Origin of the sequence: Streptomyces sp. NPDC101166 (assembly GCF_044768125.1) — a bacterium.
Classification (GTDB): Bacteria; Actinomycetota; Actinomycetes; order Streptomycetales; family Streptomycetaceae; genus Streptomyces.
In genome coordinates this window covers 1-17,615 of sequence record NZ_JBIWPF010000008.1, presented here as the reverse complement: position 1 = coordinate 17,615, position 17,615 = coordinate 1, and the positions used below count along the sequence as shown (strand labels likewise).

10 protein-coding genes are annotated in these 17,615 nt (G+C 72.8%); 8 read left to right on the top strand and 2 right to left on the bottom strand.

Annotated elements, in window-relative coordinates; all coding sequences use genetic code 11:
* Nucleotides 1–35: 35 nt before the first annotated feature.
* From ACIRS4_RS16055 to ACIRS4_RS16025, 7 genes are all read left to right on the top strand, one after another.
* The gene (locus ACIRS4_RS16055; RefSeq protein WP_404195540.1) at nucleotides 36–1,919 is read left to right on the top strand and encodes an ABC transporter ATP-binding protein; all 1,884 of its coding nucleotides are present in this window, start codon (nucleotides 36–38) and stop codon (nucleotides 1,917–1,919) included.
* Nucleotides 1,916–3,790, top strand: a complete 1,875-nt coding sequence (locus ACIRS4_RS16050; protein WP_404195538.1) for an ABC transporter ATP-binding protein — start codon at nucleotides 1,916–1,918, stop codon at nucleotides 3,788–3,790. The genes ACIRS4_RS16055 and ACIRS4_RS16050 overlap by 4 nt, the downstream gene beginning before the upstream one ends.
* A 40-nt stretch (nucleotides 3,791–3,830) precedes the next feature.
* The gene (locus ACIRS4_RS16045; RefSeq protein WP_404195536.1) at nucleotides 3,831–5,627 is read left to right on the top strand and encodes an ABC transporter transmembrane domain-containing protein; all 1,797 of its coding nucleotides are present in this window, start codon (nucleotides 3,831–3,833) and stop codon (nucleotides 5,625–5,627) included.
* Nucleotides 5,624–7,447, top strand: a complete 1,824-nt coding sequence (locus tag ACIRS4_RS16040) for an ABC transporter ATP-binding protein (RefSeq protein ID WP_404195533.1) — start codon at nucleotides 5,624–5,626, stop codon at nucleotides 7,445–7,447. The genes ACIRS4_RS16045 and ACIRS4_RS16040 overlap by 4 nt, the downstream gene beginning before the upstream one ends.
* Nucleotides 7,448–7,715: 268 nt before the next feature.
* Nucleotides 7,716–9,761: a M4 family metallopeptidase gene (locus ACIRS4_RS16035; protein WP_404195531.1), complete on the top strand. Its 2,046-nt coding sequence runs from the start codon at nucleotides 7,716–7,718 to the stop codon at nucleotides 9,759–9,761.
* A gap of 323 nt (nucleotides 9,762–10,084) precedes the next feature.
* Nucleotides 10,085–11,749, top strand: a complete 1,665-nt coding sequence (locus ACIRS4_RS16030; RefSeq protein ID WP_404195528.1) for a M4 family metallopeptidase — start codon at nucleotides 10,085–10,087, stop codon at nucleotides 11,747–11,749.
* Between the two features lie 72 nt (nucleotides 11,750–11,821).
* The gene (locus ACIRS4_RS16025; RefSeq protein ID WP_404195526.1) at nucleotides 11,822–12,343 is read left to right on the top strand and encodes a DUF1990 domain-containing protein; all 522 of its coding nucleotides are present in this window, start codon (nucleotides 11,822–11,824) and stop codon (nucleotides 12,341–12,343) included.
* Between the two features lie 53 nt (nucleotides 12,344–12,396).
* Here the strand turns inward: ACIRS4_RS16025 and ACIRS4_RS16020 are convergent, their stop codons facing one another.
* Together ACIRS4_RS16020 and ACIRS4_RS16015 are read right to left on the bottom strand one after the other, a co-directional pair.
* On the bottom strand, nucleotides 12,397–13,407 hold the full coding sequence (locus tag ACIRS4_RS16020; RefSeq protein WP_404195523.1) for a hypothetical protein: 1,011 nt from the start codon (nucleotides 13,405–13,407) through the stop codon (nucleotides 12,397–12,399).
* A 283-nt stretch (nucleotides 13,408–13,690) separates the two neighbouring features.
* Entirely contained in the window at nucleotides 13,691–16,309 is a 2,619-nt protein-coding gene (locus tag ACIRS4_RS16015) for a glycosyltransferase family 1 protein (RefSeq protein WP_404195521.1), read from the bottom strand.
* A 520-nt stretch (nucleotides 16,310–16,829) separates the two neighbouring features.
* Between ACIRS4_RS16015 and ACIRS4_RS16010 the strand changes: the two genes are divergently transcribed.
* Nucleotides 16,830–17,615: maltotransferase domain-containing protein (locus ACIRS4_RS16010; RefSeq protein WP_404195519.1), on the top strand; the 786-nt coding region annotated here is incomplete at its 3' end.

Sequence of the window (17,615 nt, the reverse complement as noted above, 5' to 3'; positions counted from 1 at the left end):
GGCGATGTCAGTGGCGGTCCGTAGGCTCGCCGGTGATGCCGACGACACGTGCAAGCACCAAGGATCGTTCCTCCGTACGGACGTTGCTCCGCCTGTGGCCCTATGTGCGGCCGGTGCGGGTGCGGTTGTTCACCGCCGCGTTCGTCGCCGTCGTGGCCTCGTGCGCGGGGCTGGTGTTCCCTCTCGTCCTGAAGTGGATGGTGGACGGTCCGGTCGCCGACCAGGACCCGGCCGGGGTCTGGCTGGGCGCGCTGTACCTGCTGCTGCTCGGCATCGCGGAGTCGCTGCTCTTCGGACTGCGGCGGTGGCTGGTGGCCCGGCCGCTGGCGCACGTCGAGGCGGAGATGCGCTCGGGCCTCTACCGGCGCCTCCAGCGGCTGCCGGTGGCCTTCCACGACCGCTGGCCCTCCGGGCAGCTGTTGTCCCGGGCCACCACGGATCTGATGCTGCTGCGGATGTTCCTCGCCTTTCCGCTGACGTTCCTGCTGGTCAACGGGGTGACGATCATCGTCGGCGTGATCATCATGCTGATGCAGGACTGGTCGCTGGGGCTGGTGATCCTCGGGCCCGCGATCCCCGTGATGGTGATGTGCGTGATCTTCGAACGCCGGTACGCGATCGTGGCGCGGCAGGCGCAGGACCAGGTGGGTGATCTGACGACGGTCGTCGAGGAGAGCGTCCTCGGCATCCGCGTCATCAAGGGGTTCGGCCGGCACCGCAGTCAGGCGCGGGCGTTCCGGGAACTGTCGCGGACGCTGCGCGGGACGGAACTGCGCAAGGCGCGGCTGCTGGCGACGATCTGGGCGGTCATCGTGACGCTGCCCGAGGCGGCCATCGGGGCGGCGCTGGTGCTCGGGGCGGTGCAGGTGGCGGACGGGGACCTGTCGGCGGGGACGCTGGTCGCCTTCCTGTCCACGGCGCTGGCCCTGCGGTGGCCTGTGGACTCCATCGGGTTCCTGCTGGCGATGAGCCAGGAGGCGGCGACGGCCACCGAGCGGTACTTCGAGGTGATGGACGCGGAGCCGGAGGAGGCGGGACAGCCCGGAGCCCGCGGCGGACCCGAGCCGGTGACGCGCGGTCCGCAGCACGGCCCGGCGGCGTCACTGCCCGCGGCCGAGGGTGCGGACGGCTTGCTGTTCGACGGAGTCGTGTTCCGGTACCCCGACGCCGAACCGGACGCCGCTCCCACCCTCGTCCGGGTCGATCTGCACGTGCGGGCCGGGGAGTCCATGGCGCTCGTGGGGGCCACCGGAAGCGGGAAGACGACCCTCACCGCACTCGTGCCGCGGCTGTACGAGGTGACGTCCGGGCGGATCCTGCTCGACGGGGAGGAGATCACCGCGATGTCCCGGGAGGAGCTGCGGGCGAAGGTCGCCGTGGCCTTCGAGGAGCCGACGCTGTTCTCCGCGAGCGTCGGGGAGAACGTGCTCATGGGGGCGGACGACGCCGCGGGCGCCCAGGAGCTGGAGCGGGCGCTCGCCGTGTCGCAGGCCGGTTTCGTGCACGCGCTGCCGCAGGGGACGCGGACCCAGGTCGGCGAGCAGGGGCTGAGCCTGTCCGGCGGTCAGCGGCAGCGACTGGCGCTCGCGCGGGCGGTCGTGGGGCGGCCCCGGTTCCTCGTCCTCGACGACCCGCTGTCCGCGCTGGACGTCCACACGGAGGCCGCCGTGGAGGCCGCGCTGCGCCAGGTCCTCGCCGGCACCACCGCGCTGATCGTGGCCCACCGCCCGTCGACCGTGCTGCTCGCCGACCGGGTCGCCCTGCTGTCGGGCGGCCGGATCACCGCTGTGGGCACCCACCACGAACTGCTGCGCACCAACGCCGAGTACGCGCACCTGATGTCCGGCGAGACGAGCGACGTGACGTCGGGCGCGACGGCCGGCGCCCCGTCCCGGGACCAGGAGGACGACCGCCGATGACCGCCCCCACGACCCCCACCCCCTCCCCCACCGCCGAGGACTCCGGGCACGCGCACGAGCCGGCGCCCGCGGGAGTCGACGGCGACCCCTTCGACCGGGACGTCCTGCCCACCCCGCCGGGCGCCACGGCGGCCCTGCTGCGCTCGCTGCTCGCGCCGATGAAGGCGCGCGTCGCCCTCACCACGCTCCTGCTGCTCCTCCAGCAGGCGGCCGTGCAGGCCGGCCCGCTGCTGGTGGCGTACGCCATCGACCGGGCCGTGCCGGCGTTCCGCGACGACGACCACGGGCCGCTCGTCGCCGTGGCCGCCGGATACCTGCTGTGCGCGCTGGCCTCCGGCGGGCTGCAGTACGCGTTCCTGATCGCCTCCGCCCGCGTCAACCAGGACGTGCTGCTGGACCTGCGCGGCCGGATCTTCCGGCACGCGCAGGCGCTGAGCGTCGACTTCCACGAGCGCTACACCTCGGGCCGGCTGATCTCGCGTTCCACCACGGACGTGGAGTCCCTGCGCGAACTGCTCGAGGAGGGGCTCCAGGAACTGATCACGGTCGTCCTGTCCTTCGTCTTCATCTCGGCGATGCTGCTCTGGCTGGACCTGGGGCTGGGGGCCGTGGCGGTGGCGTCCTTCGTGCCGCTGCACTTCCTCGTGCGGATCTACCAGCGGCGCGCGAAGGCGGTGTACCGGGCGCGGTCCACCGCGATCGCGGCCGTGATCGTGAAGTTCGTGGAGACGATGAACGGCATCCGCCCCGTGCGCGCGTTCCGCCGCGAGGACGTCAACGACGCCGAGTTCCGCACGCTGAACCAGGGGCACGAGCGCACCAACGGCGACGCGCTGCTGGAGATGGCCCGGTACGTCGTCGGTTCCCGGCTGGTCGCCAACACCTCCGTCGCGCTGATCGTGCTGTGGGGCGCCTACCGGGTCGCGGACGGCACCCTGGCGCTGGGCGTGCTGGCGGCGGCGGTGCTGTACCTGCGGAGGCTGTACGACCCGATCGACCGGCTCGCCATGTTCCTCAACTCCTACCAGTCGGCGGCGGCCTCGCTGGAGAAGATCGCGGGGCTGCTCGCCCAGACGCCGTCCGTGCCCGAGCCGCCGGCCCCCCGGGAGCTGCCCGCCCGGCAGGGCGGACTCCCCGGCCGGGAGGTCGTGTTCGAGGCGGTCGGCTTCGGCTACCGCACCGGCGGCGAGGTGCTGCCCCGCTTCGATCTGACCCTGCCGGCGGGGCAGACGGTCGCGGTGGTCGGCTCCACCGGCGCCGGCAAGTCCACCCTGGCCAAGCTCCTCGCCCGCTTCTACGATCCCAGCGCCGGCCGGATCCTCCTCGACGGCGTCGACCTGCGCGATCTCGCGGTGCCCGAGCTGCGGCGGGGCGTGGTGATGGTGACGCAGGAGGCGTTCCTGTTCTCCGGCACGGTCGCCGAGAACATCGCGATCGGCCGGCCGGAGGCGAGCCGGGAGGACATCGAGCGGGCGGCGAAGGCCATCGGCGCGCACGAGTTCATCAGCGCGCTGCCCGACGGTTACGACACGGACGTACGCAAGCGGGGTGGCCGCATCTCCGCCGGTCAGCGCCAACTGGTGGCTTTCGCACGGGCGTTGCTCGCCGATCCCGCGGTGCTGATCCTGGACGAGGCGACCAGCTCGCTCGACGTGCCGGGCGAGCGGGCCGTGCAGGCGGCGATGGCGACGGTGCTCAAGGGCCGGACGGCGGTGGTGATCGCGCACCGGCTGTCCACCGTGGAGATCGCCGACCGGGTGCTCGTCATGGAGCACGGGCGGATCGTCGAGGACGGCAGCCCGGCCGAACTCATCGCGGGCACGGGCCGGTTCGCGGATCTGCACCGGGCGTGGCGGGACAGTCTGGCGTGACGCGCGCCGAAGGAGACGTGAGGACCGGCAGGGGGAACGAGTGATCGACGCGTACGAGGACCCGGGCGCACCCGACCGCCGTGGCGGCGCCCGGTACCTGTGGTGGCTGGTGTGCCGCCAGCCGGGGCGGTCGGTGGCCGGCGCGGTGCTGGGCAGCGTCTGGCTGGTGCTGATGGCGTCGGCGCCGTACCTGCTGTCCAAGGCCGTCGACGAGGGGCTGGAGCCGGGCGACACGGCCGCGCTGGCCGGCTGGACGGCCGCCCTGTTCGTGGTCGGCGCGGGCAACGCCTGGGTGAGCATCATGCGGCACCGCACGATGACGCGGGTGCGCATGGACGCCAACTTCCGCACGGTGAAAGTGGTCGTGGGGCAGGCGGTGCGGCTGGGCGCCGCGCTGCCGCGCCGGGTCGGCGCCGGGGAGGTCGTCACGGTCGGGGTGGGCGACGTGGGCACCATCTCCTCGTCGCTGACGGTGATCGGGCCGGGCGTGGGCTCGCTCGTGGTGTACGTCGTCGTCGCCGGGCTGCTGCTGTCCGTCTCGCCGCTGCTCGCGGGGGTGGTGCTGCTGGGGATGCCGGTGGTGGCGGTGCTGGTCGGGCCGTTGATGGCGCGGTTGCAGGGCGCGGAGAGCGAGTACCGGGAGCGGCAGGGCGTGCTCACCGCCCGGATCGGCGACCTCGCGGGCGGGTTGCGCGTGCTCAACGGGCTGGGCGGCAAGCAGTTGTTCGCGGACGCCTTCGCCCGTGACTCGCAGCGGCTGCGCGCCCAGGGGTACCGGGTCGGCTCGGTCACCAGCTGGATGCAGGCGCTGGGCATGGGGCTGCCGACGGTGTTCCTCGCGGTGGTGACCTGGCTGGCGGCCCGGCTGGCCGCCCAAGGGGAGCTCACGGTCGGCGAGTTGGTGTCGGTGTACGGCTATGTCGCCGTACTGGTGGGCCCGGTGGCGTTCCTCGTCGAGATGGGCTACGAGCTCAGCCGGGGCGTGGTGGCCGCCCGCCGGGTCGTACGGCTGCTGCGGCTGGAGCCCGAGCCGGACACCGGGACCGCCGAAGCGCCCGCCGAGCCGTCGGCGCTGGAGGACCCCGCGTCGGGGGTGCGGGTGGCGCCGGGCCGGCTGACCGCGCTGGCCGGCGCCCGGCCCGCCGACGCCGCCGAGGTCGTCGACCGGCTGGGCCGGTACGCGCCGTCGGACGTCACCTGGGGCGGCGTCCGGCTGGACGCGGTCGCCCTGACGCAGGTCAGGGCGCGGATCCTGGTCGCCGACAACGAGGCCGACCTGTTCGCGGGCAGCCTGCGCGAGGTGGTGGGCGGCCGGCGGGAACGCTCCCCCGAGGAGGAGCGGCGGGCGGTGCGGGCGGCGGCCGCCGAGGACGTCGTGCAGGGGCTGCCGGAGGGGCTCGACTCGCCCGTGGCGGCGCAGGGGCGCAGTCTCTCCGGCGGTCAGCGGCAGCGTGTCCGGCTGGTGCGGGCGCTGCTCGCCGACCCGGAGGTGCTGCTCGCCGTCGAGCCGACGTCGGCGCTGGACGCGCACACGGAGGCCGCGATCGCCGGACGTCTGCGCGCGGCGCGGGCCGGCCGCACGACCGTCGTCACCAGCACCTCCCCGCTGCTGCTGGACCACGCCGACACCGTCCACTACCTGGTGGACGGCAAGGTGGCGGCGAGCGGCCCGCACCGCAGGCTGCTGGAGACGGAGCCGGGCTACCGGGCGCTGGTGGCGCGAGACCCGGACGACGACGAGGACGACGGGGGCGCCCCGCGCGAAGTGAGGGCGCGGGGTGCGCAGTCCGCACCGGGCGCTGAAGGTACCGAAGGTGTCGAGGAGGTTCTGCGGTGACGGCGGGCGGCGGGAGCGTGGCGGCGGACGACGTGCGGGGCACGGGGCGCCTGCCCGTCGCCGGACCGGACGAGGTGCGGCGGGCCGCGGGGCGGCTGGTGCGGGCGGACGGGCGGGCCTTCGCCGTCGTCCTGGCACTGAACTTGCTCGCCGCCGCGGCCGGTCTGGCCGGTCCCTGGCTGCTGGGCCGGATCGTCGACGCGGTGCGGGAGGGCGGCGGGGTCGGCGCGGTGGACCGGCTGGCGGCGGCCATCCTGGTGTGCGCGCTGGCCCAGCTGCTGCTGGCGCGCTGGGCCCGGTACGCGGGGCACCGCTTCGGGGAGCGCACGCTCGCCCGGGTGCGTGAGGAGTTCGTCGACCGGGCGCTGTCGCTGCCGGCGTCGGTCGTGGAGCGGGCCGGGGCCGGCGATCTGACCATGCGCGGCACCGCCGACGTGGCCGCGGTGGGCGCCACCCTGCGCGACGCCGGCCCCGAGCTGCTGGTCTCCTCGGTGCAGGCGCTGTTCCTGATCGGCGCGGTGTTCCTGATCGACCCGCTGCTCGGCGCGGTCGGAGTGCTGGGGCTCACGCCGATCCTGGTCGTGCTGCGCTGGTATCTGCGGCGGGCGCGGGCCGGTTATCTGGCCGAGGGCGCGGCCACCTCCGAGGTCGCCGAAATCCTCGCCGCGACGGCGACGGGGGCCCGTACGGTCGAGGCGTTCCGGCTGCGGGAGCGTCGGGTCGCGGCCAGCCGGGAGGCGCTGGAGACCTCGCGGCGGGCCCGCTTCCACACCCTGTACCTGCGGTCGGTGTTCTTCCCGGTGATCGAGGTGTCGTACTCGCTGCCGGTGGCGGGCGTCCTGCTGCTGGGCGGGGCGCTGCACGCGCGGGGCGCGGTGAGCCTGGGGGCGGTGGTGGCGGCGGCGCTGTATCTGCGCCAGTTCACCGGGCCGCTGGACGAGATCCTGATGCGGGTGGACCAACTCCAGGGCAGCGGGGCCTCGTTCGCCCGTGTGGAGGGGCTGGGCGAGGCGTCGCGGCCGGCGGGGGCGGCCGGCGGCGCGTCGGACTCGGTTCCGGTTCGCGTTCCGGCGGACGACCTGATCGAGGTGAGGGACGTGCGGTTCGCCTACGAGCGGGGCGGCGAGGTGCTGCGCGGGGTCGACCTGACGGTGCGGCCGGGCGAGCGGCTCGCGGTCGTCGGCCCGTCCGGCGCGGGGAAGTCCACGCTGAGCCGGCTGATCGCGGGGGTGGACGCGCCCACGGCCGGCTCGGTGACGGTGGGCGGGGTGCCGGTCTCGGAGCTGGCGCCGGAGGCGCTGCGCCGGCAGGTCGTTCTGGTCACCCAGGAGCACCATGTGTTCATCGGCACGGTTCGCGACAATCTGCTGATCGCCGAACCGGCCGCGACCGACGAGCAGTTGTGGGCGGCGCTGACGGCCGTCGGAGCCGAGGGCTGGGTGCGGGAGCTGCCCGGCGGCCTCGATGCGGAGCTGGGCGCGGACCGGGGCCGTACGGACGGCTCTCAGGCTCAGCAACTAGCCCTGGCGCGCGTGGTGCTGGCGGATCCGCACACGCTGATCCTGGACGAGGCGACAGCCCTGCTGGACCCGACGACCGCGCGGCACACCGAGCGCGCCCTGGCCGCGGTCCTGCGCGGCCGGACGGTCATCGCGATCGCCCACCGGCTGCACACCGCGCACGACGCGGACCGGGTGGCCGTGATGGAGGACGGGCGGCTCGCCGAACTCGGCACGCACGAGGAGCTGGTGGCGGCCGGGGGCCCGTACGCGGCGCTGTGGGGGACGTGGCACGGGGAGCCGAGGAACCGACGGCCTTGAGGCGGGAGTTCAAGGCCGGGTCCGGGCGACTCATCCGTATATCGAACATGAACTCCCGGTCAACGAACCGTTTCCGGCCAACTTTCTGACGCGCTCCTGACAGACAGCGCTGCCACCTGCCACTCTTCCCCCTGCTACTGCACAGCAACCCCACAGCACCACCCCGTTCTGCGTACCGCCCCAAGACGTCTAAGTCGTGCCCGGACGGCCGATCCGTCGTCCGGTCTCCCCTGGCCGCGTGATCCGCGGCCGCGCAGAAGGAGTCAGTGTGAGCAGCAGTTCTCGCAGACGCACCCCCCACACCCCGTACCGCAGAGCCACGGCCGCCGCGCTCGTCGGCGTGGCCGCGCTCCTCGCCACCGCCGTGCAGTCCGGCGCGGCGACCGCCGCCCCGACCCAGGCCCCGAAGGCGGCCGGCCAGGCGGCCCCGGGCGCGGAGTCGGTCCGGCTCTCCCCCGCCCAGCGTGCCGCGCTGATACGCGACGCGAACGCCGACAAGGCGCAGACCGCCAAGGAGCTGGGCCTGGGCGCCAAGGAGGCGCTGGTCGTCCGTGACGTCGTCAAGGACGGCAACGGCACGGTCCACACCCGCTACGAGCGCACCTACGAGGGCCTGCCCGTCCTCGGCGGCGACCTGGTCGTCGAGAGCACCCCGGCCGGCGCCACCGAGGGCGTCGTCAAGGCCACCCGCGCGGCCATCACGCCGGCGACCACCACGGCCAAGCTGCCCGCCGCGAAGGCCGAGGCGCAGGCGCTGGCGGCGGCCAAGGCGGAGTCCGCGAAGAACCCCGGCGTCAACCGTGAGCCCCGCAAGGTGATCTGGGCGGCGAACGGCAAGCCGACGGTGGCGTACGAGACGGTCGTCGGAGGGTTCCAGCACGACGGCACCCCGCAGGAGCTGCACGTCGTCACGGACGCCACGACGGGCGCGAAGCTGTACGAGTGGGAGGCGATCGAGACCGGCGTCGGCAACACGGTGTACAGCGGTCAGGTCACGCTCACCACCACGCAGTCCGGGTCGACGTACAACCTGACCGACGGAGCGCGCGGCGGCCACAAGACCTACAACCTCAACCGCGGCACCTCCGGCACCGGCACGCTGTTCTCGGGCCCCGACGACGTGTGGGGCAACGGCAGCGCCTCGAACCTGGAGTCGGCCGGCGCGGACGCCCACTACGGCGCGCAGCTGACGTGGGACTACTACAAGAACGTGCACGGCCGTTCGGGCATCCGCGGCGACGGCGTCGGCGCGTACTCCCGCGTCCACTACGGCAGCAACTACGTCAACGCGTTCTGGTCGGACGACTGCTTCTGCATGACGTACGGCGACGGCTCCGGCAACGCCAACCCGCTGACGGCGATCGACGTGGCCGCGCACGAGATGACGCACGGGCTCACGTCCAACACGGCGGGCCTCCGGTACTCCGGCGAGTCCGGCGGCCTGAACGAGGCGACGTCCGACATCTTCGGATCGACCGTCGAGTTCTACGCCAACAACTCCTCCGACGTCGGTGACTACCTCATCGGCGAGGAGATCAACATCAACGGCGACGGCACGCCGCTGCGTTACATGGACAAGCCGAGCAAGGACGGCTCGTCCAAGGACAGCTGGTACTCCGGGCTCGGCGGGATCGACGTGCACTACTCGTCCGGTCCGGCGAACCACTTCTTCTACCTGCTGTCCGAGGGCAGCGGCGCGAAGACGATCAACGGCGTGTCCTACAACTCGCCCACGTCGGACGGGCTCCCGGTCACCGGCATCGGCCGCGACAAGGCGGAGAAGATCTGGTTCCGCGCACTGACGACCAAGTTCGTCTCGAACACCAACTACGCGGGCGCCCGCACCGGGACCCTCGCGGCGGCCGGTGAGCTGTACGGCACCACCTCCGCCGAGTACACGGCGGTGGCGAACGCCTGGGCCGCGATCGCGGTCGGTTCGCGTCCCGGCGGCGGTGGCGGTGGCGGCACCTCCTTCGAGAACACGGCCGACGTGTCGATTCCGGACAACGGCGCGGCCGTCGAGTCGGCGGTCACCGTCTCGGGCCGCACGGGCAACGCCCCGTCCAACCTCGCGGTGGCCGTGGACATCGTCCACACCTACATCGGCGACCTCCAGGTGCAGCTGATCGCCCCGGACGGCACGGCGTACACGCTGAAGGCGTACGGCACCGGCGGCAGCTCGGACAACATCAACACCACGTACACCGTGAACGCGTCCTCCGAGGTCGCCAACGGTGTCTGGAAGCTGAGGGTCCAGGACAACGCCGCGCAGGACACCGGCTACATCAACAGCTGGAAGCTGACCTTCCCGTAGGCCGCTGCCAGGAGGCCTCATAACAGCGTCAATTGAGGCTCACCCCCCACATACAGGGCGCCGTCCCGGAGGTTCGACTCCCCGGGGCGGCGCCCTCTTTTGCCTCTCGATTGCCTTCGTCCTGTTGGCCCTTTACGTGGGTCGACTCGCTTTACACAGCGGCAACATTCATCGGTTGGTCGTTTTCCGGCCAACATCACCACACCCTCATGACATGTACGCGACTTGATGCCAATCTTCCTCTCACCTGCCGCACAACTTCACCGCAGCACCGGCCGGCCTCCCCACGCCGACCGGGTAGCCCCCACATCCAAGGAGCTTGTGTGACCTCCCTCTACGCGCGTCACAAGCGCACCTCTCTGGCCATCGCCACCGCCGTCGCGGCCGGAGCCCTCGTCACCACCGGCCTGACCGCCGGCACCGCCGCCGCGCAGTCGCCGGCGGAATCGACGAGCGCCAAGCCGCTCGCCGTGCCCACCGCGCTGGCCCCCGCCGCGCGCACCGCGCTCATCCAGGACAAGCAGGCCGAGGCGCCCGCGACCGCACAGGAGATCGGCCTGGGCGCGCAGGAGAAGCTGGTCGTCCGTGACGTCGTCAAGGACGCCGACGGCACCGTCCACACCCGTTACGAGCGCACCTACGCGGGCCTGCCGGTCCTCGGCGGCGACCTGGTCGTCCACGAGTCGGCCGCCGGCGTCGAGCAGGGCGTCAGCAAGGCGACGAACGCCGCCATCAAGGTCGCCTCGACCAGCGCGGCGCTGCCGGCGGCGAAGGCGGAGTCGCAGGCGCTGTCCCTGGCCAAGGCCGCGGGCTCGCAGGACACCGACGCCTCCCGCGCCCCCCGCAAGGTGGTCTGGGCCGGCAACGGCAGCAAGCCGACCCTCGCCTACGAGACGGTCGTCGGCGGCCTCCAGGACGACGGCACCCCGAACGAGCTGCACGTCATCACCGACGCGGCCACCGGCGCGAAGCTCTACGAGTACCAGGGCATCGAGACCGGCACGGGCAAGAGCCTCTACTCCGGCACGGTCACCCTCGGCACGTCCCTGTCGGGTTCCACGTACCAGCTGAACGACACCGGTCGCGGCGGCCACAAGACGTACAACAAGGCCCGCAGCACCACCAGTTCGGCGGGCACGCTGTTCACGGACGCGGACGACACCTGGGGCACCGGCGCGGCCTCCAGCTCCTCCACGGACCAGACGGCGGCGGTGGACGCGGCCTACGGCGCCCAGACCACCTGGGACTTCTACAAGAACACCTTCGGCCGCAACGGCATCAAGAACAACGGTGTCGCCGCGTACTCCCGCGTCCACTACGGCAACGCGTACGTCAACGCCTTCTGGGACGACAGCTGCTTCTGCATGACCTACGGCGACGGCTCGGGCAACACCAAGCCGCTCACCTCGCTGGACGTGGCCGGCCACGAGATGACCCACGGCGTCACCTCGAACACGGCGGGCCTGAACTACTCCGGTGAGTCCGGCGGTCTCAACGAGGCCACCTCCGACATCTTCGGCACCGCGGTGGAGTTCTACGCCGCGAACACCAAGGACGTCGGCGACTACCTCATCGGCGAGAAGATCAACATCAACGGCAACGGCACGCCGCTGCGCTACATGGACCAGCCGAGCAAGGACGGCGCGTCGGCCAACTACTGGTCGTCGTCGCTGAAGAACCTGGACGTGCACTACTCGTCCGGCCCGGCGAACCACTTCTTCTACCTGCTGTCCGAGGGCAGCGGCGCGAAGACGATCAACGGCGTGTCCTACAACTCGCCGACCTCCAACGGCTCGACGATCACCGGCATCGGTCGCGCCAAGGCGGTCCAGATCTGGTACAAGGCCCTGACCTCGTACATGACCTCGACCACCAACTACGCGGGCGCCCGCACGGCGACCCTGAACGCGGCCTCGGCGCTGTACGGCTCCACCAGCACCGAGTACAAGACGGTGGCGGCGGCCTGGTCGGCGGTCAACGTCGGCTGATCTGACGCAAGTCGACTGAGGGCGGCACCCGGGAGCTGGACGTACCGGGTGCCGCCCTTAGTCTTGGGTCCCATGTCTGCTGGGGAGTTCACGTACGACGACGTCGGCGCGACGCGCGAGCGTCCGGGGCACTGCCCGCCGGGGTTCCACGCCCTGCACGTGCGCACCCGCCTCGGCGAGGGCGAGGCCGTCTTCCGCCGCGCCGCCGAGGCGGTCCTCAGCTGGGAGATGCACCGCGCGCTGGGCGTCGGCGTCACGGCCACCGCCGACCGCGCGGCCCCCGACGTGGACGTCACCGTCACCCTGGCCGGCATGATCAAGGCGCCCTGCCGCGTCGTGTGGACGCTGGAGGAACGCCGCCGGGCCGGCTGGGCCTACGGCACCCTCCCCGGCCACCCGGAGTCGGGCGAGGAGTCCTTCGTCGTGGACCGCACGGGCGACGGCACCGTATGGCTCACCGTCTCGGCGTTCAGCCGCCCCGCCAAGTGGTACGCCCGTGCGGGCGGCCCGGCGACCCGCGGCCTGCAGCAGGCGTACGCCCGCAGATGCGGGGCGGTACTGCGGGACCTGGCGGCGGGGCCGGACACGGAGTAGCGAGGGTCCGCCGGCGGACACGTACCGCCGCTCACGGCACACGTGGCGGCACGTCAGGTACGGGACACCACTCCGCATCCCCTCTCGCGGCCGTCGGCGATGTCCTTGCTGCGGTCGTAGGGGTCCACCGTCGGTCCGGTCGGGGCCGGTCCGGTGGGCCCGCCGGTCGGGAAGTTGGGATGCAGGAAGCCGTCGTGGATGTCACAGGCGGTGTTGCCGATGTCCAGCCGGTAGTTCCGGACGGAGATCTTCCCCGGCGTGGCGAGGTACTTCGCGGGATCGGGCAGCTGGACGTCCAGCACGCGACGGACGATGGCGCGGGACACCTCGGTGGCGCCCTTCTCAACTCGCATCAGGGGATAGACGAAGGTGTAGTCGGCGTGCACGGCGACGGAGGCGCCCTCGCCCGCCGTGAACGTCATCCGTCCCCGGGTCTTGACCACATCACCGGCGAGGCGCAGTTCGCGGGGATCGAAGCGGCTGAACATCGTCAGCGGGTCGTGTTCCTTGTCCGATCTGCTCAGCGCGGTGTTCAGCCGGGTGTGCAGGTCTTTCTGCTGCGGATCGATCACGTCGAGGGCGGTCTCCGGGCGTCCGCCCCTCAGGGTGACCGGGTCGAGGTTCGCGTCGACCAGGAGCTTCTTGGTCTGCCGCAGCGCCTGCTCCACCTGGGCCTTGGACCACGTGCCGACCGCGGTCGCCTCGGGCAGGACGATGCCCGCCTCTCCGTCGGCCCAGCGCTGCGCGGGGGATCCCGCGAACGGCCGGTCGACCGTGGGCCGGTCGGGGCCGGCCTCGCCGGGCGCGCCGGTCGGGGCCGCGGTCTCCGCCGGCAGGGGCGACGCGGAGAAGGCCTCCGGCTCGCCGCCGAAGAGGTCGCCGGGCAGCAGCGAGGGCCGCATCGCCACGACGGCCAGCGCGATCACGACGGGCACCGCGACGTACGCCCACGTCCTGCGCTTGCGCTCCGCCCTGGCTTCCGTCTCCCTCGTGACCGGTCCGGTGCGCCAGCCCGCGGGGACTTCGCCTCGTGCGTCCTGCTGCCGCAGGCGCTCCGTGACCATACGGGCCCGCGCCGACGGCTCCTTGCGGACGGAGGCGTCCGGCCCCCGCTCGCTCTCCTCGAGAAAGGCCCGCAGCTCCTCATCGGATATGGACGAACCGCTTCCAGAATCATCTTCGGGAGATCTACCCACCACTCCGACGCACGCCTTCCCCGAGTTCGAATGGTTGTTCCTCAACCAGGCGAGATTACTGGGTGGTTGGCGCGGATCGTGCGCGGAACGGGCCGTGCCGGGCGGGCATCCGGCACGGCCGCGTCGAGCACAAGGGGCCCGAGGTGCCCCGTCAGCGCATCAGAACGCCCGCACCCTCCCCCGCGTCCTCCAACGGCGTTGCCATCAGGCCCAGTTCGGCGGTGGTCGCCAGGAGGGGGTGGGTGGGCAGGACGCGGACCGTGTAGCCGTAGGGGCCGGTGCGGTCCAGGGAGAGGGGGCCCTCGTAGGTCCAGCGGTTGCCGGTATCGGGGGCTCCGGCCGGTTTCAGGGGAACCGTCGTCGCGTCCGTGATGCGGTCCTCCTCGTCGACGCGGCCCGAGACCGCCTGCACCTCGACGTCGTCGGGGGTGAGGTCGCCGAGGCTCAGGCGGACGCGAAGGGCGAGAGTGGTGCCCAGTTCGGCGGTGGGGGTGGCCACGGAGGTCTCGACGTGGTCGACGGTCACGCCCTGCCAGGCGGCGCGCACCCGCGCCTTCCAGGCGGCCAGGTCGCGGGCCGCGTCCGGGGTCAGGGCGCGGTGGGCCCGAGCGGCCGGCGCGTAGAGGCGGTCGACGTACTCGCGGACCATCCGGCCGGCCAGCACCTTCGGGCCGAGCAGGGTGAGGGTCTGGCGGACCATCTCGATCCAGCGGTCGGGCAGCCCCTGCCGCCCACGCTCGTAGAAGCGGGGCGTCACCCGCTGCTCCAGCAGGTCGTAGAGAGCCGCCGCCTCCACCGCGTCACGGTGGTCGGGGTCGGTGCCGACGCCGTCCGCCGTGGGGATCGCCCAGCCGAAGTCGGGCTGGAACCACTCGTCCCACCAGCCGTCCAGGACGGAGAGGTTCAGACAGCCGTTCAGCGCGGCCTTCATCCCGGACGTGCCGCAGGCCTCCAGGGGGCGCAGGGGGTTGTTCAGCCAGATGTCGCAGCCGGGGTACAGCTTCTGCGCCATCGCCATGCCGTAGTCGGGGAGGAAGACGATGCGGTGGCGGACTCGCGGGTCGTCGGCGAACCGGACGAGTTCCTGGACGAGCCGCTTCCCGCCGTCGTCGGCGGGGTGCGCCTTGCCGGCGACCACGATCTGCACCGGGCGCTCCGGGTGCAGCAGCAGGTCGCGCAACCGGTCCCGGTCGCGCAGCATCAGCGTCAGCCGCTTGTACGACGGGACGCGGCGCGCGAACCCGATGGTGAGGACGTCCGGGTCGAGCACCCCGTCGATCCAGCCCAGCTCCGCCGTCCCCGCGCCCCGCTGCCGCCAGGAGGCCCGCAGCCGCGCCCGTACCTCCTGGACGAGCTGCTCGCGCAGGTCGCGCCGGAGGTCCCAGACGTCCTGGTCGGGAATGTCGGCGACGGAGTCCCACCGTTCGGAGCCGCCGACGCTGAGCGCGTCCTCGGTGCGCTGCACGCCGATCTGCCGGGCGCCGAGCCGCAGCACCTCCGGGGCCACCCAGGTCGGGGCGTGCACGCCGTTGGTGACGGAGGTGATCGGCACCTCGTCGGCGTCGAACCCGGGCCACAGACCGGCGAACATCTCCCGGCTGACCTGGCCGTGCAGCAGCGAGACGCCGTTGGCGCGCTGGGCCAGGCGCAGGCCCATCACGGCCATGTTGAACAGGTTCGCCTCGCCGCCGGGGTAGGTCTCCCTGCCCAGGCCCAGGACGCGGCCGACGTCCAGGCCGGGGAGCTCCGCGTGCGGGCCGAAGTGCCGGGCGACGAGATCGCGGTCGAAGCGGTCGATGCCGGCGGGGACCGGCGTGTGGGTGGTGAAGACGGTGCCGGCGCGGACCGCCTCCAGGCCCGAGTCGAAGTCGAGCCCCTCGGCGCACAGCTCGGCGATCCGCTCCAGGCCGAGGAAGCCGGCGTGCCCCTCGTTGGTGTGGAAGACCTCGGGTTCGGCGTGGCCGGTGAGCCGGCAGTACGTGCGCACCGCCCGGACACCTCCTATGCCGAGCAGCATCTCCTGGAGCAGCCGGTGCTCGCTGCCGCCGCCGTAGAGCCGGTCGGTCACCCCGCGTTCGCCGAGGTCGTTCTCCTCGACGTCGGAGTCGAGCATGAGCAGCGGGACGCGGCCGACCTGGGCCAGCCAGATCCGTGCGCGCAGCTGCCGGCCGCCGGGCAGGGCGATGGCCACGTGCGCGGGGGTGCCGTCCGGCTCCTTGAGCAGGGTCACCGGCAGTTCGTTGGGGTCGAGGACGGGATAGTGCTCCTGCTGCCAGCCGTCCCGGGACAGGGTCTGGCGGAAGTAGCCGTGGCGGTAGAGCAGCCCGACGCCGATCAGGGGTACGCCCAGGTCGCTGGCGGCCTTGAGATGGTCGCCGGCGAGGATGCCGAGGCCGCCGGAGTACTGGGGCAGGGCGGCGGTGATCCCGAACTCGGGTGAGAAGTAGGCGATGGCGGCGGGGAGCCCGGAGGGCTGGGTCTGGTACCAGCGGTCGCCGGTCGCGTAGTCGTGGAGGTCGTCGGCGGCGGCGGTCAGCCGGCGCAGGAAGCGGCGGTCGCCGGCCAGCTCGGCGAGGCGCGCGGGGCGCAGGCCGCCCAGCAGCCGTACCGGGTCGCCGCCGCAGGACGACCAGCGCTCGGGGTCGACGGACTGGAACAGGTCACGGGTTTCCGCGTGCCATGACCAGCGCAGATTGCGGGCCAGGTCGCTCAGCGGCCGGAGGGGTTCGGGCAGAAGGGGTCGGACGGTGAATCGACGGATCGCCTTCACATTCCACCTCGGCGTGCGGTTGAAGGAGGCGCACGGCAGTGTGCGTCCACGTCTTCTGAAACGTTACCGGTGCGGGTGTGGCCGCCGCTGAGGGCAGGCCGAGCGGGGTCCTGGGGCCTGCGGGGGCACGACGCGCTCTCCCCGCCGGGCCGGGACACGCCCCGTTCTGGCCGGTTTCACCCCCGTGGGCCACCTTGTCGCCCTCCACGGGGCACGAGAGGCTGCCCAGTGGCGCACACGGCACGGTTGTCGTATGCCGGTTCGAAAGGGGAAACACGGCCGGACTTATGTGTGGACATACGCGCGAGTAGTTAACAAAGTGCCGGATTGTTCACCCGAACAGGGTGGGAAGGCTCCTCCGGTACGAGACCGAGCACGACCCGAGCGGAACCCCGGGACATCCGGTCAGCTGTACGACCGGGCCGTTTCCGGGTACCAGTACATCTTCGGCACCCCCACAGCAGGACCCACCTCCCCACAGCCATCCGCCCACCCCTCGTTGATGCGGACAGGAGCGGTCATGCCCGCCAGGCACCATTCGTCAGCACCCCCGACACCCCCACGCGCCAAGGGCTCCGCGAAGGATCCCGCGCCGGCTCCCGGGGCCCGCCCCGCCGACGCCGGACCGCCCGCCCCGGAGCGGCCCTCCGCCCCCGCCGCGACCGCCGTGGGGCGCATCCCCGTCCTCGACGTCCGCCCGATGGTCCAGCACGGGCGCCGGCCGGCCAAGGCGGTCGCCGGGGAGACGTTCCAGGTCTCGGCCACCGTGTTCCGCGAGGGCCATGACGCCGTCGCCGCGAACGTGGTCCTGCGCGATCCCGACGGGCGCCCCGGCCCCTGGACGCCGATGCGCGAGCTGGCCCCCGGCACGGACCGCTGGGGCGCCGACGTCACCCCGGACGCGCCGGGCCGCTGGTCCTACACGGTGGAGGCGTGGAGCGACCCGGTCGCCACCTGGCGGCACCACGCGGAGATCAAGATCCCGGCGGGCATCGACACCGACCTCGTCCTGGAGGAGGGCGTCCGCCTCTACGAGCGGGCCGCCGCCCAGGCGCCGGAGGGCGGGCGGGACGTCCTGCTCGCCGCGGTCGAGGCCCTGCGCGACGAGGACCGCCCGGCCGCCTCCCGGCTCGCGGGGGCCCTGGCCCCGGAGGTGGACGCCGTCCTGGCCCGTCATCCCCTGCGGGAGCTGGTCACCGCGTCGGAGACCCTGCCGCTGCTGGTGGAGCGTGAGCGGGCGTTGTACGGGTCGTGGTACGAGTTCTTCCCGCGGTCGGAGGGGACGGCCGAGCGGCCGCACGGGACG